At 59.7% G+C, this 15866-nt stretch carries 15 protein-coding genes and 1 riboswitch; of the genes, 6 read left to right on the top strand and 9 right to left on the bottom strand.

What is annotated here, in order from left to right:
- Positions 1 to 168: 168 nt before the first annotated feature.
- Positions 169 to 1065, bottom strand: a complete 897-nt coding sequence (locus ACK9YZ_RS24480; RefSeq protein WP_416067921.1) for a hypothetical protein — start codon at positions 1063 to 1065, stop codon at positions 169 to 171.
- Between the two features lie 128 nt (positions 1066 to 1193).
- On the bottom strand, positions 1194 to 2219 hold the full coding sequence (locus ACK9YZ_RS24475; protein ID WP_216759279.1) for a substrate-binding domain-containing protein: 1026 nt from the start codon (positions 2217 to 2219) through the stop codon (positions 1194 to 1196).
- 301 nt (positions 2220 to 2520) lie between these two features.
- Here ACK9YZ_RS24475 and ACK9YZ_RS24470 point away from each other — a divergent pair, with 301 nt between their 5' ends.
- From ACK9YZ_RS24470 to ACK9YZ_RS24445, 6 genes are all read left to right on the top strand, one after another.
- On the top strand, positions 2521 to 3786 hold the full coding sequence (locus ACK9YZ_RS24470; RefSeq protein WP_216759280.1) for an ABC transporter substrate-binding protein: 1266 nt from the start codon (positions 2521 to 2523) through the stop codon (positions 3784 to 3786).
- Between the two features lie 84 nt (positions 3787 to 3870).
- The gene (locus ACK9YZ_RS24465; protein WP_416067920.1) at positions 3871 to 4857 is read left to right on the top strand and encodes a carbohydrate ABC transporter permease; all 987 of its coding nucleotides are present in this window, start codon (positions 3871 to 3873) and stop codon (positions 4855 to 4857) included.
- A complete protein-coding gene (locus ACK9YZ_RS24460) occupies positions 4857 to 5687 on the top strand; it encodes a carbohydrate ABC transporter permease (RefSeq protein ID WP_183733851.1) in 831 nt (276 codons plus the stop codon). The genes ACK9YZ_RS24465 and ACK9YZ_RS24460 overlap by 1 nt, the downstream gene beginning before the upstream one ends.
- 12 nt (positions 5688 to 5699) lie before the next feature.
- Positions 5700 to 6728, top strand: a complete 1029-nt coding sequence (locus ACK9YZ_RS24455; RefSeq protein WP_216759283.1) for an ABC transporter ATP-binding protein — start codon at positions 5700 to 5702, stop codon at positions 6726 to 6728.
- 76 nt (positions 6729 to 6804) lie between these two features.
- Positions 6805 to 7590, top strand: coding sequence for a ThuA domain-containing protein (locus ACK9YZ_RS24450; protein ID WP_416067919.1), 786 nt, complete (start codon positions 6805 to 6807; stop codon positions 7588 to 7590).
- Positions 7591 to 7601: 11 nt separating this feature from the next.
- Positions 7602 to 8732, top strand: a complete 1131-nt coding sequence (locus ACK9YZ_RS24445) for a Gfo/Idh/MocA family protein (RefSeq protein ID WP_416067918.1) — start codon at positions 7602 to 7604, stop codon at positions 8730 to 8732.
- An 84-nt stretch (positions 8733 to 8816) separates the two neighbouring features.
- Here the strand turns inward: ACK9YZ_RS24445 and ribB are convergent, their stop codons facing one another.
- From ribB to ACK9YZ_RS24410, 7 genes are all read right to left on the bottom strand, one after another.
- Positions 8817 to 9443 carry a 3,4-dihydroxy-2-butanone-4-phosphate synthase gene (gene ribB, locus ACK9YZ_RS24440; protein WP_183798673.1) on the bottom strand — a complete coding sequence of 209 codons (627 nt, stop codon included), beginning with the start codon at positions 9441 to 9443 and terminating at the stop codon, positions 8817 to 8819.
- A gap of 114 nt (positions 9444 to 9557) precedes the next feature.
- Positions 9558 to 9702: riboswitch (FMN riboswitch) on the bottom strand.
- A gap of 106 nt (positions 9703 to 9808) precedes the next feature.
- Positions 9809 to 10591 carry a glucose 1-dehydrogenase gene (locus ACK9YZ_RS24435; RefSeq protein ID WP_416067917.1) on the bottom strand — a complete coding sequence of 261 codons (783 nt, stop codon included), beginning with the start codon at positions 10589 to 10591 and terminating at the stop codon, positions 9809 to 9811.
- Positions 10592 to 10667: 76 nt separating this feature from the next.
- Positions 10668 to 11405 (bottom strand): triose-phosphate isomerase, encoded by a 738-nt coding sequence (tpiA, locus tag ACK9YZ_RS24430; protein ID WP_216759286.1) that lies wholly within the window; start codon positions 11403 to 11405, stop codon positions 10668 to 10670.
- A 4-nt stretch (positions 11406 to 11409) separates the two neighbouring features.
- A complete protein-coding gene (locus ACK9YZ_RS24425) occupies positions 11410 to 12198 on the bottom strand; it encodes an SDR family oxidoreductase (RefSeq protein ID WP_216759287.1) in 789 nt (262 codons plus the stop codon).
- 22 nt (positions 12199 to 12220) lie between these two features.
- Positions 12221 to 13699: a sugar ABC transporter ATP-binding protein gene (locus ACK9YZ_RS24420; RefSeq protein WP_416067916.1), complete on the bottom strand. Its 1479-nt coding sequence runs from the start codon at positions 13697 to 13699 to the stop codon at positions 12221 to 12223.
- Positions 13700 to 13726: 27 nt separating this feature from the next.
- Entirely contained in the window at positions 13727 to 14656 is a 930-nt protein-coding gene (locus ACK9YZ_RS24415; protein ID WP_216759289.1) for a sugar ABC transporter substrate-binding protein, read from the bottom strand.
- 116 nt (positions 14657 to 14772) lie between these two features.
- Positions 14773 to 15756 carry an ABC transporter permease gene (locus ACK9YZ_RS24410; RefSeq protein WP_416068497.1) on the bottom strand — a complete coding sequence of 328 codons (984 nt, stop codon included), beginning with the start codon at positions 15754 to 15756 and terminating at the stop codon, positions 14773 to 14775.
- Between the last annotated feature and the right edge of the window lie 110 nt (positions 15757 to 15866).

The raw sequence follows: 15866 nt of genomic DNA, 5'->3' as shown, positions 1-15866 counted from the left end.
GATCTTGTGAAGCGGACTGCGAACGCGCTGCATTCAGAAGTAGGATTTTGAATTCTTCGACAGATACGCCGTCAGCGCGCAGCAATTGTCCTATCAATGGGTCGTTCAACACATCGGCGATTGTCATCTCGACATGGGGCATGATCGTCTCCTGCTGATTTGTTCTCCTCATCGATAGGCGCGGCTGGGAGCGCGCATGTCGAACCCGCGGCAAAAGCAAGGCGTTTGTTCAAGATTTGTTGCTGGGGACCGGGCGGGGTTCCGCATGTCCGCCGCAGCAGTGGGGCGGACATGCGGACACCCTGCGGAGGGTGATATCATCGATCCGTCTGTGTCGCATTCTGCCCCGCAACAACTCTTAACAACACGTAATCCACGGCAATCCGGAATCCGGGTTAATGCCGTCAGATGCGATCCGAAAGGATGCTGACAAATGAAGACGATCGGTGTGCGGCTTGATACCGAGCCCGCCCACGCAAGGGTCGCGCAAAGTCCGCATAGCGGGCTGTCGTCGCAAGTCTCGAAAGGATGTTTGCGATGCAATATATCGGGCGAACTCCCCGATTTCGCTCGATATGAGCTGGCCGGGCTGTAAACCCCAAGCCCGGCCAGTTGCTTCGAGCTTCGAAACCGCGAATGCGGATATTTCGCGCGAGGCGTGGAGCCGCACGATTGAACCTCAATACGACCCGATGCTTCGCAGAATGACAGGCTGTGACGCAAAGAACCGCCGAAAGCGACGATTGCGATATAAAACCACTGGAGAAGCAAAAGCGTCTCGGCCAGATGGGACAGCAGATAATCCATCGTGGCAGGCCGCCTTTTACCGGTACGCGACCGCCTGCGGTGGCGCTCGATGGTGGCGAGGCACGATGCAATCCACAACGACGCCAGAACCATGAAATGGGCATAGCTCGCCCCGGCGACGCTAAGCACGAGGGCAGCTATCGAGAATCCGATGATCTCTCTCAAGATGAGCTTGACGTAGGATTGTGCTCCCGAGGCGTTGCTCGCCTTCGCCCCGTTCGATATCCGCGGTGTTCGCCGAGCGAGTTTGCCGGTCATGTTCATCCTTCCGATGGATGAAGCAAGTACGCCACAAACCCGCGTCAAGATGGGTGAACTAATGTTAAGAGATCTCGCCGCCGCTCCTGTTGGAAGCCAATCTCGGCAGTTCTACAGACGTCTCTCGCTCACGTCTGGAGCGCCCGCACCGGCCCGGTGGACTCGCGTAGGATAAGCTCGACCGGCCAAAGCTCGTGAATTTCCAGTGGCGAACGCCCGGCCAAAAGCTGCAGCACGAGATCGGCGCATCGCGTACCTGCGGCACGCATCGACGAGCGGGTCGCCGACAGCGACGGGGCCATATTGTCGGCCGTCAGATAGGGAAAGACGTCATCGTGAGCAATGACCGAGACGTCGCTGCCGATCTGGAGCCCCAGCGAACGCGCGGCCCGGTAAATGCCGAGCGCCGTCATCATGGACCCGGCGACAAATGCGGTCGGTCGCTTCGGCTGCTCGAGAAATGACCGTGCAAAACGGAAGCCGAGTTCGTCGGTGAAATTGCCGTTTGCAATCAATTGCGGATCGACTTCGATCCCGTGGCTCTGCAAGGCGCTGCGGTAACCGATATCGCGATGCAGAGCATAGGTCGCGCCTTGGCGGCCATTGATCATCGCGATCCTCGTATGACCGAGATCGATCAGATGTGAAGTCGCACGACGCACGGCTCCTTCATTGTCGATATCGAGCCAGGGGTGAGGTACGTCGATATCTGAACGGCCGTGAACGAGAAACGGCATTCCCAACTCATGCAGCAGAGCGATCCGCTGGTCATTGGGCCGAGGCGAATGCACAATCATCGCATCCACCCTCTGGCTTTCCGCCAGCCGCCTGTAGAGCTGCATCTCAGCATCGGATTCCGGATTAGCCATCGGAATGACGAGAATGTCGGTGTCTTCCGTAACAAGGCGCTCCGCCATGCCGGCCATGAATTCCGCAAAGTGAAACTCGCCGGCGCGCCCCATGACAACGCCAATGGCGCCAACCCGGCCGGTTTTCAGCCTGACCGCATTGACATTCGGTCTGTAGCCGAGCCGCACCGCCTCTTGAACGACGCGGGCGCGCGTCACCTCGCTTACCTCGGGATAGCCACTGAGCGCACGGCTGACAGTCGTCGGAGATAATCCAAGTTGTCTTGCGAACTCTTTGAGTTTCATTGACCGAAAAGACTTTCATCGCCTGCGCTGCCGGGCATCTATACCATCGGCCTCGCAAATTCCACATTCTATGCCGTTAAATATATTCTCTCAAATCGATTTCAATTTTGTTCGCCGCCGAGATGACCATCTGTACGGCTCGAGGAACCACGGCTGCCGGGCTTCTTTTTGATTTATAATAATATTTTTCGATTTTGCACAAGCGTCGGCAGCCGTCGAGAATCCGCCTTGACAGGATATCGACCTTCTGACAGGTTTTCCTCAACCAAATCGATTTCAATTTGGTCTTTGGGAGGAGAAAATGAAGTTTCGTTTCACGGTGGCCGCCGTCGCGGCTGCACTTATTGGCGCGTCAGTACCGTCCTATGCCGCCGAGATCAGCATTTCAGCGAGCTCTACCGGCAAGAACCTCGATCTGTTCCGCAAGCAGCTCGATGCCTTCGAGAAAGCCACCGGAAATACGGTCAAGATCGTCACCATGCCGTCTTCGTCCACGGAACAGTTCTCGCAGTATCGGCTCTGGCTCGCAGCCGGCAACACGGATGTCGACGTCTACCAGACGGATGTCATCTGGGCTCCGCAGCTGGCAGACCAGTTCGTCGACCTGAAGGATGCCACCAAGGACGTCATTGGCGACTTCTTCCCGGCGATCGTCGCCTCCCAAACCGTGAACGGCCGCCTGGTCGCAATGCCGCTTTACACGGATGCGCCAGCCCTCTTTTATCGCAAGGATCTGCTTGAGAAGTATGGCAAGCAGCCGCCGAAGACCTGGGACGAGATGGAGGCAACCGCCAAGGAAATCCAGGATAAGGAGCGCGCCGCCGGTCAGAAGGATCTCTGGGGGTACGTCTTCCAGGGCAATGCCTATGAGGGCCTGACCTGCGATGCCCTCGAATGGGTCAAATCATCAGGCGGCGGCCAGATCATCGAGACCGACGGCACGATTTCAATCAACAACGAAAAGGCTGCGGCAGCACTCAATCGCGCCAAGGGCTGGATTGGGACGATTTCGCCGAGCGGCGTGCTCGCCTATCAGGAGGAAGAATCCCGCGGTGTCTGGCAGACCGGCAACGCCGTCTTCATGCGTAACTGGCCCTACGCCTATGCACTGGGCAACGGCGCCGACAGCCCGGTCAAGGGCAAGTTCGACGTGACGACGCTTCCCGTTGCCGCAGAAGGAGACAAGCCCTCCTCGACGCTCGGCGGCTGGAATCTCGCCGTCTCGAAATATTCAAAGAATCCGGATGCGGCGATCGAACTCGTCAAGTTCCTGACGTCGAAAGACAGTCAGAAGCAGCGCGCCATCGAGCTTTCCAACTTGCCGACCCTGTCGGCGCTTTATGACGACAAGGACATTGCCGCCGCGCAACCGTTCATGCCGAACTGGAAGCCGATCTTCGAAAACGCTGTGCCGCGTCCTTCGGCTGTTGCCAAGGTCAAGTACAACGAGGTTTCCGCCAAGTTCTGGACCGCCGTGCACAATACTCTCTCCGGCAGCGGTACAGCCGAAGAAAACCTAGAGCTTCTCGAAGCCGATCTGACGACGCTGCAAGGCAGCGGCTGGTAACAGATCAGGGCGGCAGCGTCGGATATCCCGTCGCTGCCGCTTCCGATAGCGCCGTCGTCGATCGTCTCATGAAGCGGATATTCCATGAGTGAAGTTGCAGTCTCCCAAAATCTGAGCACAGGCGCGCGCGCAAAAGCGATCTCTTCGGATCTACGCTCGGAACGCATCCGGTCTGCCTGGATCTTCCTGGCTCCGACCCTGCTGATCCTGGCCATCGTTGCCGGCTGGCCGCTGTTCCGCACCATCTATTTCAGCTTCACCAATGCGTCGCTGACGAACCTCGGCGATGCCCAGTTCGTCGGCTTCGACAACTATCTTTCCTGGGTCACCCTGAAGAGCGGTCGCACGATCTATAGAGGACTGCTGGCCGATCCCGCCTGGTGGGGCGCGGTCTGGAACACGGCAAAATTCACGCTGTTGTCGGTGACGATCGAAACCGCGCTCGGCCTCATCGTCGCTCTTGTGCTGAACGCGCAGTTCGTTGGCCGCGGCATCGTGCGCGCCGCCATCCTTATTCCCTGGGCGATCCCGACCATCGTTTCGGCCAAGATGTGGGCCTGGATGCTCAACGACCAGTTCGGCATCCTGAACGACATGCTTCTCGGCCTCGGGCTCATCAGCCAAAAGATCGCATGGACGGCAGATCCAAATACCGCGATGATTGCCGTGCTGATCGTCGACGTCTGGAAGACGACGCCCTTCATGGCGTTGCTGATCCTCGCGGCCCTGCAAATGGTTCCGGCCGACATCTACGAGGCTGCCAAGATCGACGGCATCAACCCCATCAAAGTGTTCTGGCGTCTGACCCTGCCGCTGATCCGCCCGGCAATCATGGTCGCTGTGATCTTCCGAATGCTCGATGCCATGCGCATCTTCGACCTGATTTACGTGCTGACGCCCAACAACGCCCAGACAAAGACCATGTCGGTCATGGCGCGCGAAAACCTCTTCGATTTCGACAAGTTCGCCTATGGCGCAACCGCCTCCACCGTTCTCTTTCTCATCATCGCCTCGGTCACCGTGCTCTACATATGGCTCGGCCGCGTCAAACTCGGGGGTGGAGAACACTGATGCTGCTCACAGCCACCAAGAATACGCTTTTCTATCTGCTGGTCGCCGTCATCGTCGTCATCGCGGTCTTCCCGTTCTACTATGCGATCCTGACGAGCTTCAAAGCCGGCACCGCCCTCTTCGAAGTCACCTACTGGCCGACCTCGATCTCGCTGGAGAATTATACCGGCGTGCTGACGACAGGCAGTTTCATCCGCAGCCTCGGCAATTCGCTGCTCATTGCCTGCCTCGTGGTCGCCGCCTCTCTGCTGCTTGCCGTGACCGCATCCTACGCGCTTGCCCGTGTGCATTTCCGGGGTCGGGCACTCCTAATGCTGACCATCCTGTCGGTGTCGATGTTTCCGCAGATCGCCGTACTGGCGGGGCTTTTCGAACTCATACGCTGGATCGGCATCTTCAATACGCCGTTCGCGCTGATCTTCTCCTATATGATCTTCACCCTGCCCTTCACGGTCTGGGTGCTGACGACTTTCATGCGCGATCTGCCGATCGAGATCGAGGAGGCGGCTATCGTCGATGGCGCCTCCCCCTGGGTCATCATCACGCAGGTGTTCATGCCGCTGATGTGGCCGGCCCTCGTCACCACCGGTCTGCTCGCCTTCATCACGGCCTGGAATGAATTTCTGTTCGCCCTGACGTTCACCTCGTCGGACGCGCAACGAACGGTGCCGGTGGCGATCGCTCTGCTTTCCGGCGGCAGCCAGTTCGAAATCCCCTGGGGCAATATCATGGCGGCATCGGTCATCGTTACCGTGCCCGTCGTCATCCTTGTTCTTATTTTTCAACGCCGGATCATTTCCGGGCTGACGGCCGGCGGCGTCAAAGGCTGAGGAAAGCGCGACATGGCACAGATTAGACTCGATAATATCCGCAAGAGCTTCGGCGCATTCGAAGTCATCAAGGGCGTCAGCATGGACATCCGCAAGGGGGAGTTCATGGTCTTCGTCGGCCCGTCCGGTTGCGGCAAATCCACCTTGCTTCGACTGATCTCGGGGCTGGAGGACATCACGTCAGGCACGCTTTCCTTCGATGGTCAGCCGGTCAATCGTCTTTCCCCATCGAAGCGCGGCATCGCGATGGTCTTCCAGTCCTACGCGCTCTATCCGCATATGACGGTCTACGAAAACATGGCCTTCGGCATGAAACTTTCCGGCCGGACCAGGGAAGAATGCAAGGCGCGCGTCGAACAGGCGGCCGGCATGCTGCAGCTCTCGCCCTATCTGGAGCGCCTGCCGCGCCAGCTTTCGGGCGGCCAGCGCCAGCGCGTCGCCATCGGCCGCGCCATCGTTCGTGACCCGAAGGTCTTCCTGTTCGATGAGCCATTGTCGAACCTCGATGCTGCATTGCGCGTCGCCACAAGGCTGGAGATCGCCAAGCTTCATCGCGGGATGCATGACACGACGATGATCTATGTCACCCATGATCAGGTCGAGGCCATGACATTGGCCGACCGCATTTGCGTTCTTCGCGACGGCGTCGTCGAACAGGTCGGAACTCCGATCGAACTCTACGAGACCCCAAACTCGGTTTTCGTCGCCGGCTTCATCGGCTCGCCGAAGATGAACTTCCTCTCCGGACCGTTCGCGGCTCCCTACAATGCCCACACGATCGGCGTCAGAGCCGAACATATCGAGTTTCGAGATCAGGATCCTGCCTGGACAGGTACGGTCATCCACTCGGAAATCCTTGGCTCGGACAGCTTCGTCTATCTCGACATCGGCTCGGGCGAACCGCTTACCGTTCGAGAAACCGGCGTATCGAGCCACCAGCCCGGCCAGCAACTGGGCGTGTCGCCGCTCGGCGATCGCATTCACCGTTTCGACCAATCCGGACGCGCGCTCGAAAGGGTTCCTTTCAAGGGCGCAGCCTGAACAACCCATCAAACAAACAGGATCTGGCCGCCTCCCATCGGTTCCGGTCCGCTACTTGCTGTGAAGGAGCAGAAACTTGTCTATTCGCACCATCGTCTGGGGTGAGAACATCCACGAGACAACCAATGAGATCGTCCGGGGCATCTATCCCGAGGGCATGCACACGACGATCGCCAAGGCGCTGAACACCGATCCGGCGATTTCGGCGACGACCGCCACGCTGCAGGAGCCCGAGCATGGTTTGAGCGAGGCCCGGCTTGCCGAGACCGATGTCCTGACTTGGTGGGGCCATAAGGATCATGGCGCCGTCTCCGACGAAGTTGTCGAGCGTGTCGCCAAGCGGGTGTGGGAAGGCATGGGCCTGCTGGTGCTGCATTCCGGCCATTTCTCGAAGATCTTCAAGCGTCTGATGGGCACGCCCTGTGCGCTGAAATGGCGCGAGGCGGGTGAGCGCGAGCGCCTGTGGACGATCAATCAGCGCCATCCGATTGCTGCCGGAATTGGCGAGCATTTCGAGCTTGAAAACGAGGAAATGTACGGCGAGCAGTTCTCTGTGCCGGAGCCACTGGAAACGGTGTTCATCTCCTGGTTCCAGGGCGGCGAAGTCTTCCGTTCGGGCCTGACCTGGCGGCGTGGTGCCGGCAACATCTTCTATTTCCGCCCCGGCCACGAAACCTACCCGACCTATCACGATGCAAACGTGCAGAAGGTGCTGATCAATGGCGTGAAGTGGGCCTATAACCCCGAGGGTGCATTGAAGACTATCACCGATGCTCCGAATGTGCCGGTGGAAAAAGCACTGGAGCCGATCGTCGAACGCGGCCCAAGACTGCACCAGGCCGGCGAAGCCGGTTACCGCTGAGGAGCATAGAAATGCGTCTACTCGTTCTTGGTACGGGCATGATGGCCAAGAGCCAAGTTGCCGGCTTCCTCGCGATCGATGGTGTCGAAGTGGTCGGCGCCGTCGATACGGACCGGACTCGGCTTGATGAATTCGCCGATCATTTCAACATCGAAAAACGCTTCAGCACGCTCGACGAGGCGATCGCCTGGGGCGAATTCGATGCCGCAACAAACGTCACGCCCGACCGTATCCACCACGCAACCAGCCTGGCTCTCATCGCTGCCGGCAAGCATGTCTTCTGCGAAAAGCCGCTGGCGGAGAACTATGCGCACGCGCTGGAGATGACGGAAGCGGCTGAAACCGCCGGCGTCATCAATATGGTGAACCTCACCTATCGCAATGTCGCGCCGCTGCAGCGCGCACGCGAGATGGTGCTCTCGGGTGAGCTAGGGACGATCAAGCATGTGGAAGCCTCTTACCTGCAGAGCTGGCTGGTGTCGCGCGCCTGGGGCGACTGGCGCACGGAGTCGCGCTGGCTATGGCGCTTGTCCACCGGTCATGGCTCGAACGGCGTGCTCGGGGACGTTGGTATCCATATCCTCGATTTTGCCGCCTATGGCGCGGCGACCGACATCGATCACGTCTTTGCGCGGCTCAAAACCTTCAACAAGGCGCCGGGAGGCCAGATCGGCGAATATATGCTAGATGCCAACGACAGTTTCACCATGTCGGTCGATTTCGCCAATGGTGCGCTCGGCGTCATCCATGCGACACGCTGGGCGACCGGTCATCTGAACGAGCTGAAGCTGCGCATCTATGGCGAGAAAGGCAGCCTCGAGGTCATCCATCGACCGGACGGTTCGGATCTTCGCGGCTGCTTCGGCGACGACATTGAAAGCGCCACCTGGCGTGATATCGAAGTGCCGCCGGTGCTGACCAATTATCAGCGCTTTGCCGAAGCGGTTAGAACCGGCAAACAGGATGATCCTACCTTCCGCCATGCTGCAAACCTGCAGAAGGTCATCGACCTCGCGATCGTGTCGGAGAAAGAACGTAGGGAGTTCAATCTGCTGGCCGCTGACACCCCGGAGAGCACGGTCGGCCAAGAGCCGGAGAGCAAGGGCGACGACCAGGGACCGGCATTGGCACTCGTCGTCTGACGGCTTGGAAAAATATCGAAGGCCCGAATAATCGGGCCTTCTTTGAACCGACAGAGCGCGCTCCGCCTACTGCACAACCGGCAGCTAGGCAGCCTTACCGGGCGCACTGACGCCCCGATAGGCGATGAGATCCTCGATGGTGATCAGATGGAGGCCGTGTCGTTCGGCAAATTGCTCAAGCTCGGGCAGGCGCGCCATCGTACCATCATCATTGGCCACTTCGCAGATGACGCCCGATGGCGACAGGCCGGCAAGCCTTGCGAGATCGACAGCAGCCTCGGTGTGGCCGGGGCGAGAAAGCACGCCATTCGGATGCGCACGCAACGGGAAGATATGGCCGGGCCGCGCAAAATCCTCGGGGCGGGAATTCTCCCCGATGAGCGCGCGAACCGTCGCGGCGCGGTCAGCCGCCGAAATTCCGGTCGTCGTTTCAGGGATATAGTCAACCGAGACGGTGAACGCCGTCTTCAGGAGTTCGGTATTGTTGGGGACCATCTGCGGGATCTGCAGTTCGTCCAGCCGCTCGCCTTCCATGGCCACACAGATGAGGCCGCGGGCATAATTCATCATGAAGGCGATCGCCTGCGGAGTGATCGCTTCGGATGCAATGACGAGATCACCCTCGTTTTCCCGATCGCGATCGTCGACGACAACCACAATCTCGCCCCGCGCAATCGCGGCGATCGCATCTTCGATTTTGGAAATTGCCATTTCTCTGCCTTTCAAGGGTTAGCCGCGTGAGCGGCATTCATGGCCGATCAAAGCCACCATTTTCCCTTGGGCGAACAAGCATATGAAACGCCGCGTGCCGAGCGGCGTCCTTTGCGTTGCTCTCTTCCATCCGGACTATGACCGTCGGCTCCGGCATCTCACCGGATCTGCTGACCCTTCGCTTTCACGAAGGCGCTCGCGGGCTCCGAGTTGCCTCGATACCGCCGGTGGGGAATTGCACCCCGCCCTGAGAACATTGCTTATGTAAATGACGAATGGTTGGTTCTGCAAGAGGTTGAATAAAGATCATCTCGCGAGAATTGCCTCCCGGTGATGAAAGCACCGTTTCCTATTGTCGAACGGCGCTACGACATGATCAGGCCGCCATCGACGTTGATGGTCTGGCCGGTGATATAGGCCGCGTCGTCACTTGCAAGAAAGGTGACAAGACCAGCGATGTCTTCGCCCGATCCGGCGCGCTTCATCGGGATGCCTTCGACCCATTCTCTCATGAGTTCGCCAGGGCCGTAATTGCCAAGCAGCTTGCCCCATGCCTGGTCGTTATAGGCCCACATGTCGGTTTCGATGATGCCCGGGCAGAAAGCGTTGACGGTGATGCCGTCAGTTGCGACTTCCTTGGCAAGGCTCTGGGTGATGCCGACGACGCCCATCTTCGAGGCGGCATAATGCGGCGTATAGATGAAGCCGTCGCGTGCCTGTCCGGACGCCGTGTTGATGATGCGTCCGCCGCGGCCATGCTTGCGCATACGGGCGATCGCTTCCTGGGCGCAGAGGAACACGCCCTTGGTGTTGACCGCCATGACCTTGTCCCACTCGCCCTCGGTCATATCCTCGATACGAGCGATGGTGATGACGCCGGCATTCTGGATGGAAACATCGACTGCGCCGAAGGCCTCTTCGGCTGCGTCATAGAGCGCCTTGACGCTTGCCTTGTCAGTGACGTCGCCAACAAAGGAGATCGCCTTTCCGCCATCGGCCTTGATCTGCTCGGCAACAGCATGCACGCTTTCCTCATTGGCGGAGACCACGAGATTAGCGCCCTCGCGTGCAAAGCGCTTGGCAATCGCCGCGCCGATGCCGCGGCTTGCTCCAGTAATGACCACCGTCTTGTTTTCGAAGCGTTGCATTCTCTTTTCCTTTCAGGGATGAGGACGTCAGCGCGCCGATCTGCAAACCGACGACACTTGCCTCGTCACCCAGATTTCAAACGGCTGCGGAAATAATCCCGGCAAATTCCGAGGCCTTCAGCGAAGCGCCGCCGACCAGCGCTCCGTCCACGTTGCGAAGCCCGAATATAGCCGCGGCATTGGATGCCTTGACCGAGCCGCCATAGAGGATCCTGACCGAGCTACCGTCTCTCCCAAGGCGCCCTTCGAGCATCTGGCGGATCGCGGCATGGACCTCCTCAATCTGTTCATTGGTCGGCACCAGACCGGTTCCTATCGCCCATACCGGCTCATAGGCGATGACCAGATTTGCACTCGTCGCTCCCTCGGGAACGGATTCTCTCAGCTGCCCGCCAACCACTTCGATCGCCCGTCCTTCGTCGCGCTCATGTCGCGTTTCGCCGACACAGACGATCGCGATCAAGCCCGCCCGATGAGCAGCAACCGCCTTTGCGAGGACGATTTCATCATCTTCGCCATGAGACACGCGGCGCTCGGAATGTCCGAGGATCACATAACGCGCGCCTATATCGGCAAGCATTTCGGCAGAGACCTCGCCGGTATGGGCGCCTGACTGCTGCGCATGACAATCCTGCGCGCCGATGACCAGGTTCGAAGCCTTGACCCGCTCCACGGCGCGATCAATCAGCGTGAAGGGCGGGCAGACGACGATATCGCACGTCGCACTGCCCGTTAGTCCCTTCAGCGCCTCGATCTCAGCTTGGGAGGAGATGAGACCGTTCATTTTCCAATTGCCTGCGATCAGCTTGCGCATGACATCACCAGCAGCAGAAGCCGCCGTCGACGAGCAGATCGACGCCCGTCACGAAGCTTGCAGCATTCGACAGCAGGAAGACGGCCGGACCGACCATCTCGTCGACACCAGCCATGCGCTGCATCGGAGTCTGCTCTTCGAAGAGCTTGGTCTGATGCACCATCTCCGGGCGGGTGTTCATCGGCGTTGCGGTATAGCCCGGCGAAATCGTGTTGACGCGGATGCCGCGCCCAACCCACTCCATGGCAAACGACTTTGACATATGGATCACGCCAGCCTTGGAGGCATTGTAATGCGCCTGGCTGAGACCGCGGTTGACGATGACGCCCGACATGGAGGCGATATTGACGATGGAGCCGCGGCCGTTCTTCAGCATGGCGCGCGCTTCGGCCTGGCAGGACAGGAAGACGCCCTTCAGGTTGATGTCCATCAGCGTCTGGTACTGATCCTCTTCCATCTCCTCGGCGGGATTGGCATTGGCAATGCCTGCGGCATTGACGGCAAGCGAGAGAGCCCCGAGATCGGCTTCAGTGCGGGCGACGGCGTCGGCCAAAGACGTCTTGCTGGTGACGTCGGCAGCGATTTCGATCGAACGGCGGCCGGCAGCCCGGATATGGCTGGCAGTTGTGGCAAGACCGTCATCGCTGCGGCGATCCAGAAGCGCCACGTCGGCGCCGCACTGGGCAAGACCGATCGCGATCCTCTGCCCGATGCCGCTGCCGGCGCCCGTCACGAGGGCAACCTGGCCGCTGAGATCAAATAGTTTCGGTGCGTTGAGAGAGATGTCGGACACCGCTCTTCCTTTCTGTCTTTGCCTATATTGTCGCCAGTTCCATGACCGAGACGTCGTTCGCCTCGTCACGCTTCAGAATGCCTGCCTGCTTGCCCTGCGCCAGAACCAGAATGCGGTTCGACACGCCGAGAACCTCCTCAAGATCGGAGCTCACGACGATCACCGCGACACCCTGCTTGGCCAGGTTGACGATGATATCGTAGATGCCGGCGCGGGCGCCGACATCGATGCCCCGCGTGGGCTCGTCCAGCACGACGACCTTGGGATCGCGCATCAGCCATTTGGCGATGACGACCTTCTGCTGGTTGCCGCCTGAGAGATCGGAGGCGAATTGCTCCGCACGCCCCTTGACGCCGAATTTCGCCACTGCCTTTTCGGCGAAGACGCGCTTCATGCCGGCAGTGATCCAGCGCCCGCCGAGCTTGTCGAGATTGGCGTAGATGATGTTCTCGCTGATCCTGTGTGCAACGACGAGGCCCTGGTCCTTGCGATCTTCCGGAACCATCACGATGCCTTTGGCAATCGCATCCGCCGGGCTGCGCAGCTTCAGCGGCTGGCCCTCCAGCCTGATCGAGCCGGCGCTGATCGGATCGGCGCCAGAGATCGCCCGCACGAGTTCAGTGCGGCCGGCGCCGACGAGGCCCGCAATGCCGAGGATCTCGCCGGCATGAACATCGAAGCTCACATCGCGGAAGGAATCGTCCGGTGACGTCAGGCCGGACACTTCAAGTACGGGTCGGCTGGTCGGCTCGGGAAGGGTCGGAAACAGGCGATCGAGCGAGCGGCCGACCATGCTTTCGACGATCGTGCGCACCGGCGTCGAGCTGTCGGCAAATTCATGGACGCGCTCTCCATCGCGGAGCACGACGATCCGGTCGGTGATCTTCTTGATCTCCTCCATGCGGTGGGAGATGTAGATGATGCCGACGCCCTCCGCGCGGAGCTTGCGCACCTGCTCAAACAGGGCTTCCGTCTCCGCCCCGCCAAGGGCTGCGGTCGGCTCGTCGAGGATCAGGAGTTTTGCGTTCAGCGCCAGCGCCTTGGCGATCTCGATGAGCTGCTGGTTGGCAGTCGAGAGGCCAGCGACCTTTCGGGTCGCGGGAATGTGGAGATTCAGCCGTGCGAGTTGTTCCTGGGCGCGACGAACCATCTGGGCGCGATCGACCACGCCATTCTTCATCGGCCACCGGCCGATGAAGACATTTTCAGCGATGGAAAGATGCGGCAAAAGCTGTAGTTCCTGATGGATCAGCACCACGCCCTTGTCGATCGCCTCGCGTGGAGCGGCCGGGGCATACGGCTGCCCCAGCCATGTCATCGTGCCCTCGGATGGTGTGCGCGATCCGGCAATGATGCCCGACAGCGTCGACTTGCCTGCGCCGTTTTCACCGAGAAGCGCCACCACTTCGCCGGGGTAGACGTCCAGGTCAACATTCTTCAGGACCTGGAGCGGTCCGTAGCGCTTGGATATGCCCCTCAGGGATAAAACCGGCTCGGTCACAGCACACCTCCTCGAGATTTCGGCTGATTAGGGATGGTTGGCGATGAAGCCTGCCACGTTTTCCTTTGTCGTCAGCGTGGCATCCATAAGCTGGACCGGCGGCACCTTTTCCTTGGCAGCGAGCTTGACCGCGTTCTCCACCGCATCGCGGCCCATCTTCTGCGTCTGTTGTGTCGCGGTCACATCGAACACACCCTTGCTGAGGGCCTCGAGTGCAGCTGTGTCGCCATCAAAACCACCGACCACGATCTTCTGCGATGGATTGGCGACCTTGATCGCCTGGGCCGCACCGAGCGCCAGTCCATCTGCCTGGGCAAAGACGATCGAGACATCCGAATTCGACTGGAGCATGTTCTGCATGATCTGGAAGCCCTCGTCCTGGCTCCACATGTTGGAATATTGCTCGGCGACGACGCTCACGTCCGGATAGGCCTTCAGGGATTCCTGGCACCCTTTGGTGCGGTCCAGTTCAGGCGTGGTGCCCTTCTGGCCATGGATGATGACCATCTTGCCCTTGCCGCCGGCTTCCTTGAGGATGTAGTCGCAAACCGCCTTGGCGGAGGCGACGGAATCGGTCGCCAGGAACGTATCGCCCGGAGCGCCTTCAGCATTGCGGTCGACGTTGACGACTGGAATGCCAGCCTGTTTTGCGAGCTTGACCGGTACACTGGCTGCAGCAGCGCCTGCCGGGATGTAGATCAGGGCGTCGATATCCTGGGTCAGCAGGTCCTGGATCTGGTTGACCTGGGTCGGGCCATCGCCCTTGGCGTCGACGGTGACGACCTCGATGCCACGTTTCTTGGCTTCAGCTTCGACGGACTGCTTGATCTGGTTGAAGAAGTTTGCCTGCAGATTGGCGACGGCAAGGCCGAGCTTCTTGACTTCGGCCGCCTGGACGGATCCGAGGCTGAGGCCAAGCAGGGCGGCAGACGCGAGCAGAGTGCGCGCAAATTTCATGTCAGTTCCTCCGTTGTTAGTGAACCCTCGGGTATCCTCCCCCTCGGGCGATAGCTCCGCTCCAAACCTTTCGGAGAGGAATTTCTGGCGGCCCGCACCATCTGCGAGCCGAATGATCAGGCAGCCCGCCGCTTGCGGATCGTTTCCGCACCGACCGCGAGAACGATGACGACGCCGATGATGACCTGCTGCAGGAAGGGCGAGACGTTGAGCAGGTTGAGGCCGTTGCGCAGAACGCCGATGATCAGCACGCCGATAAGCGTTCCACCGATGCCGCCTGCGCCTCCCGACAGAGACGTTCCGCCGATGACGACGGCCGCGATCGTGTCCAGTTCGTAGCCAAAACCGCTGGACGGCTGAACCGAGTCCAGACGGGCAGCAAGAACGATACCGGCAAGACCTGCAAGGACAGCACTCGCCACGTAAACAAGAATGGTCACAAGCTGGACGTTGATGCCGGCAAGACGGGCAACTTCGGGATTGCCGCCGACTGCATAGAGCATGCGGCCTTCTGCGCGGAAGTGCAGGAAAATCCATGCAGCGGCGACGACAGTCAGCATCAGGAAGACGGTTGCGGTCAGGATACCGAAATGGCGGTCGATCGCCAGCATCATGAACCAGTCGGGGAAGCCGACGATCTGTTGGCCGTCGGTGATCATGTTGGCCACGCCGCGCGCAGCCGACATCATCGCAAGCGTCGCGATGAAGGCAGGCACCCTGAACCAGGTAACCATGATGCCGACGATCAGGCCGCTGATCATCGAGGCAATGAGCGCCAACACGATCCCGACGCCGAGCGGCAGGCCGGCGATATTCGCCGTCCAGCCCATCACCATCATCGCGAGAGCGAGAACCGAACCGACCGAAAGGTCGATACCGCCGATCAGGATCACGAAGGTCATGCCAACAGCCATGATCCCAAGCACGGTGATCTGGTCGAGAATGTTCAGACCATTGCGGACGGAGAGAAAGGCGTCAGTACTGAAGCTCAGGAAAAGGCAGAGCAGAAGCAGTCCGATCAGCGGGCCGGTTGCTCCCGTGAGCTTGCTGACGAACGTGCCGGACGGACGGCTCTGCTCATTCACGTCGATCGCCACCATCATTCCTCCCTGAAGATTAAGGCCGGCGGCCAGTATTTCATCAAGCTAGAATAAATATTCATGCCTGCTGGAAAATTCATTAACAACTTGCCTAAGTGCTGTCAACCAGC

It is taken from the genome of Rhizobium sp. ZK1 (assembly GCF_047782645.1).
Lineage (GTDB): Bacteria > Pseudomonadota > Alphaproteobacteria > Rhizobiales > Rhizobiaceae > Rhizobium.
This window is presented reverse-complemented; position numbering and strand designations above follow the sequence as displayed.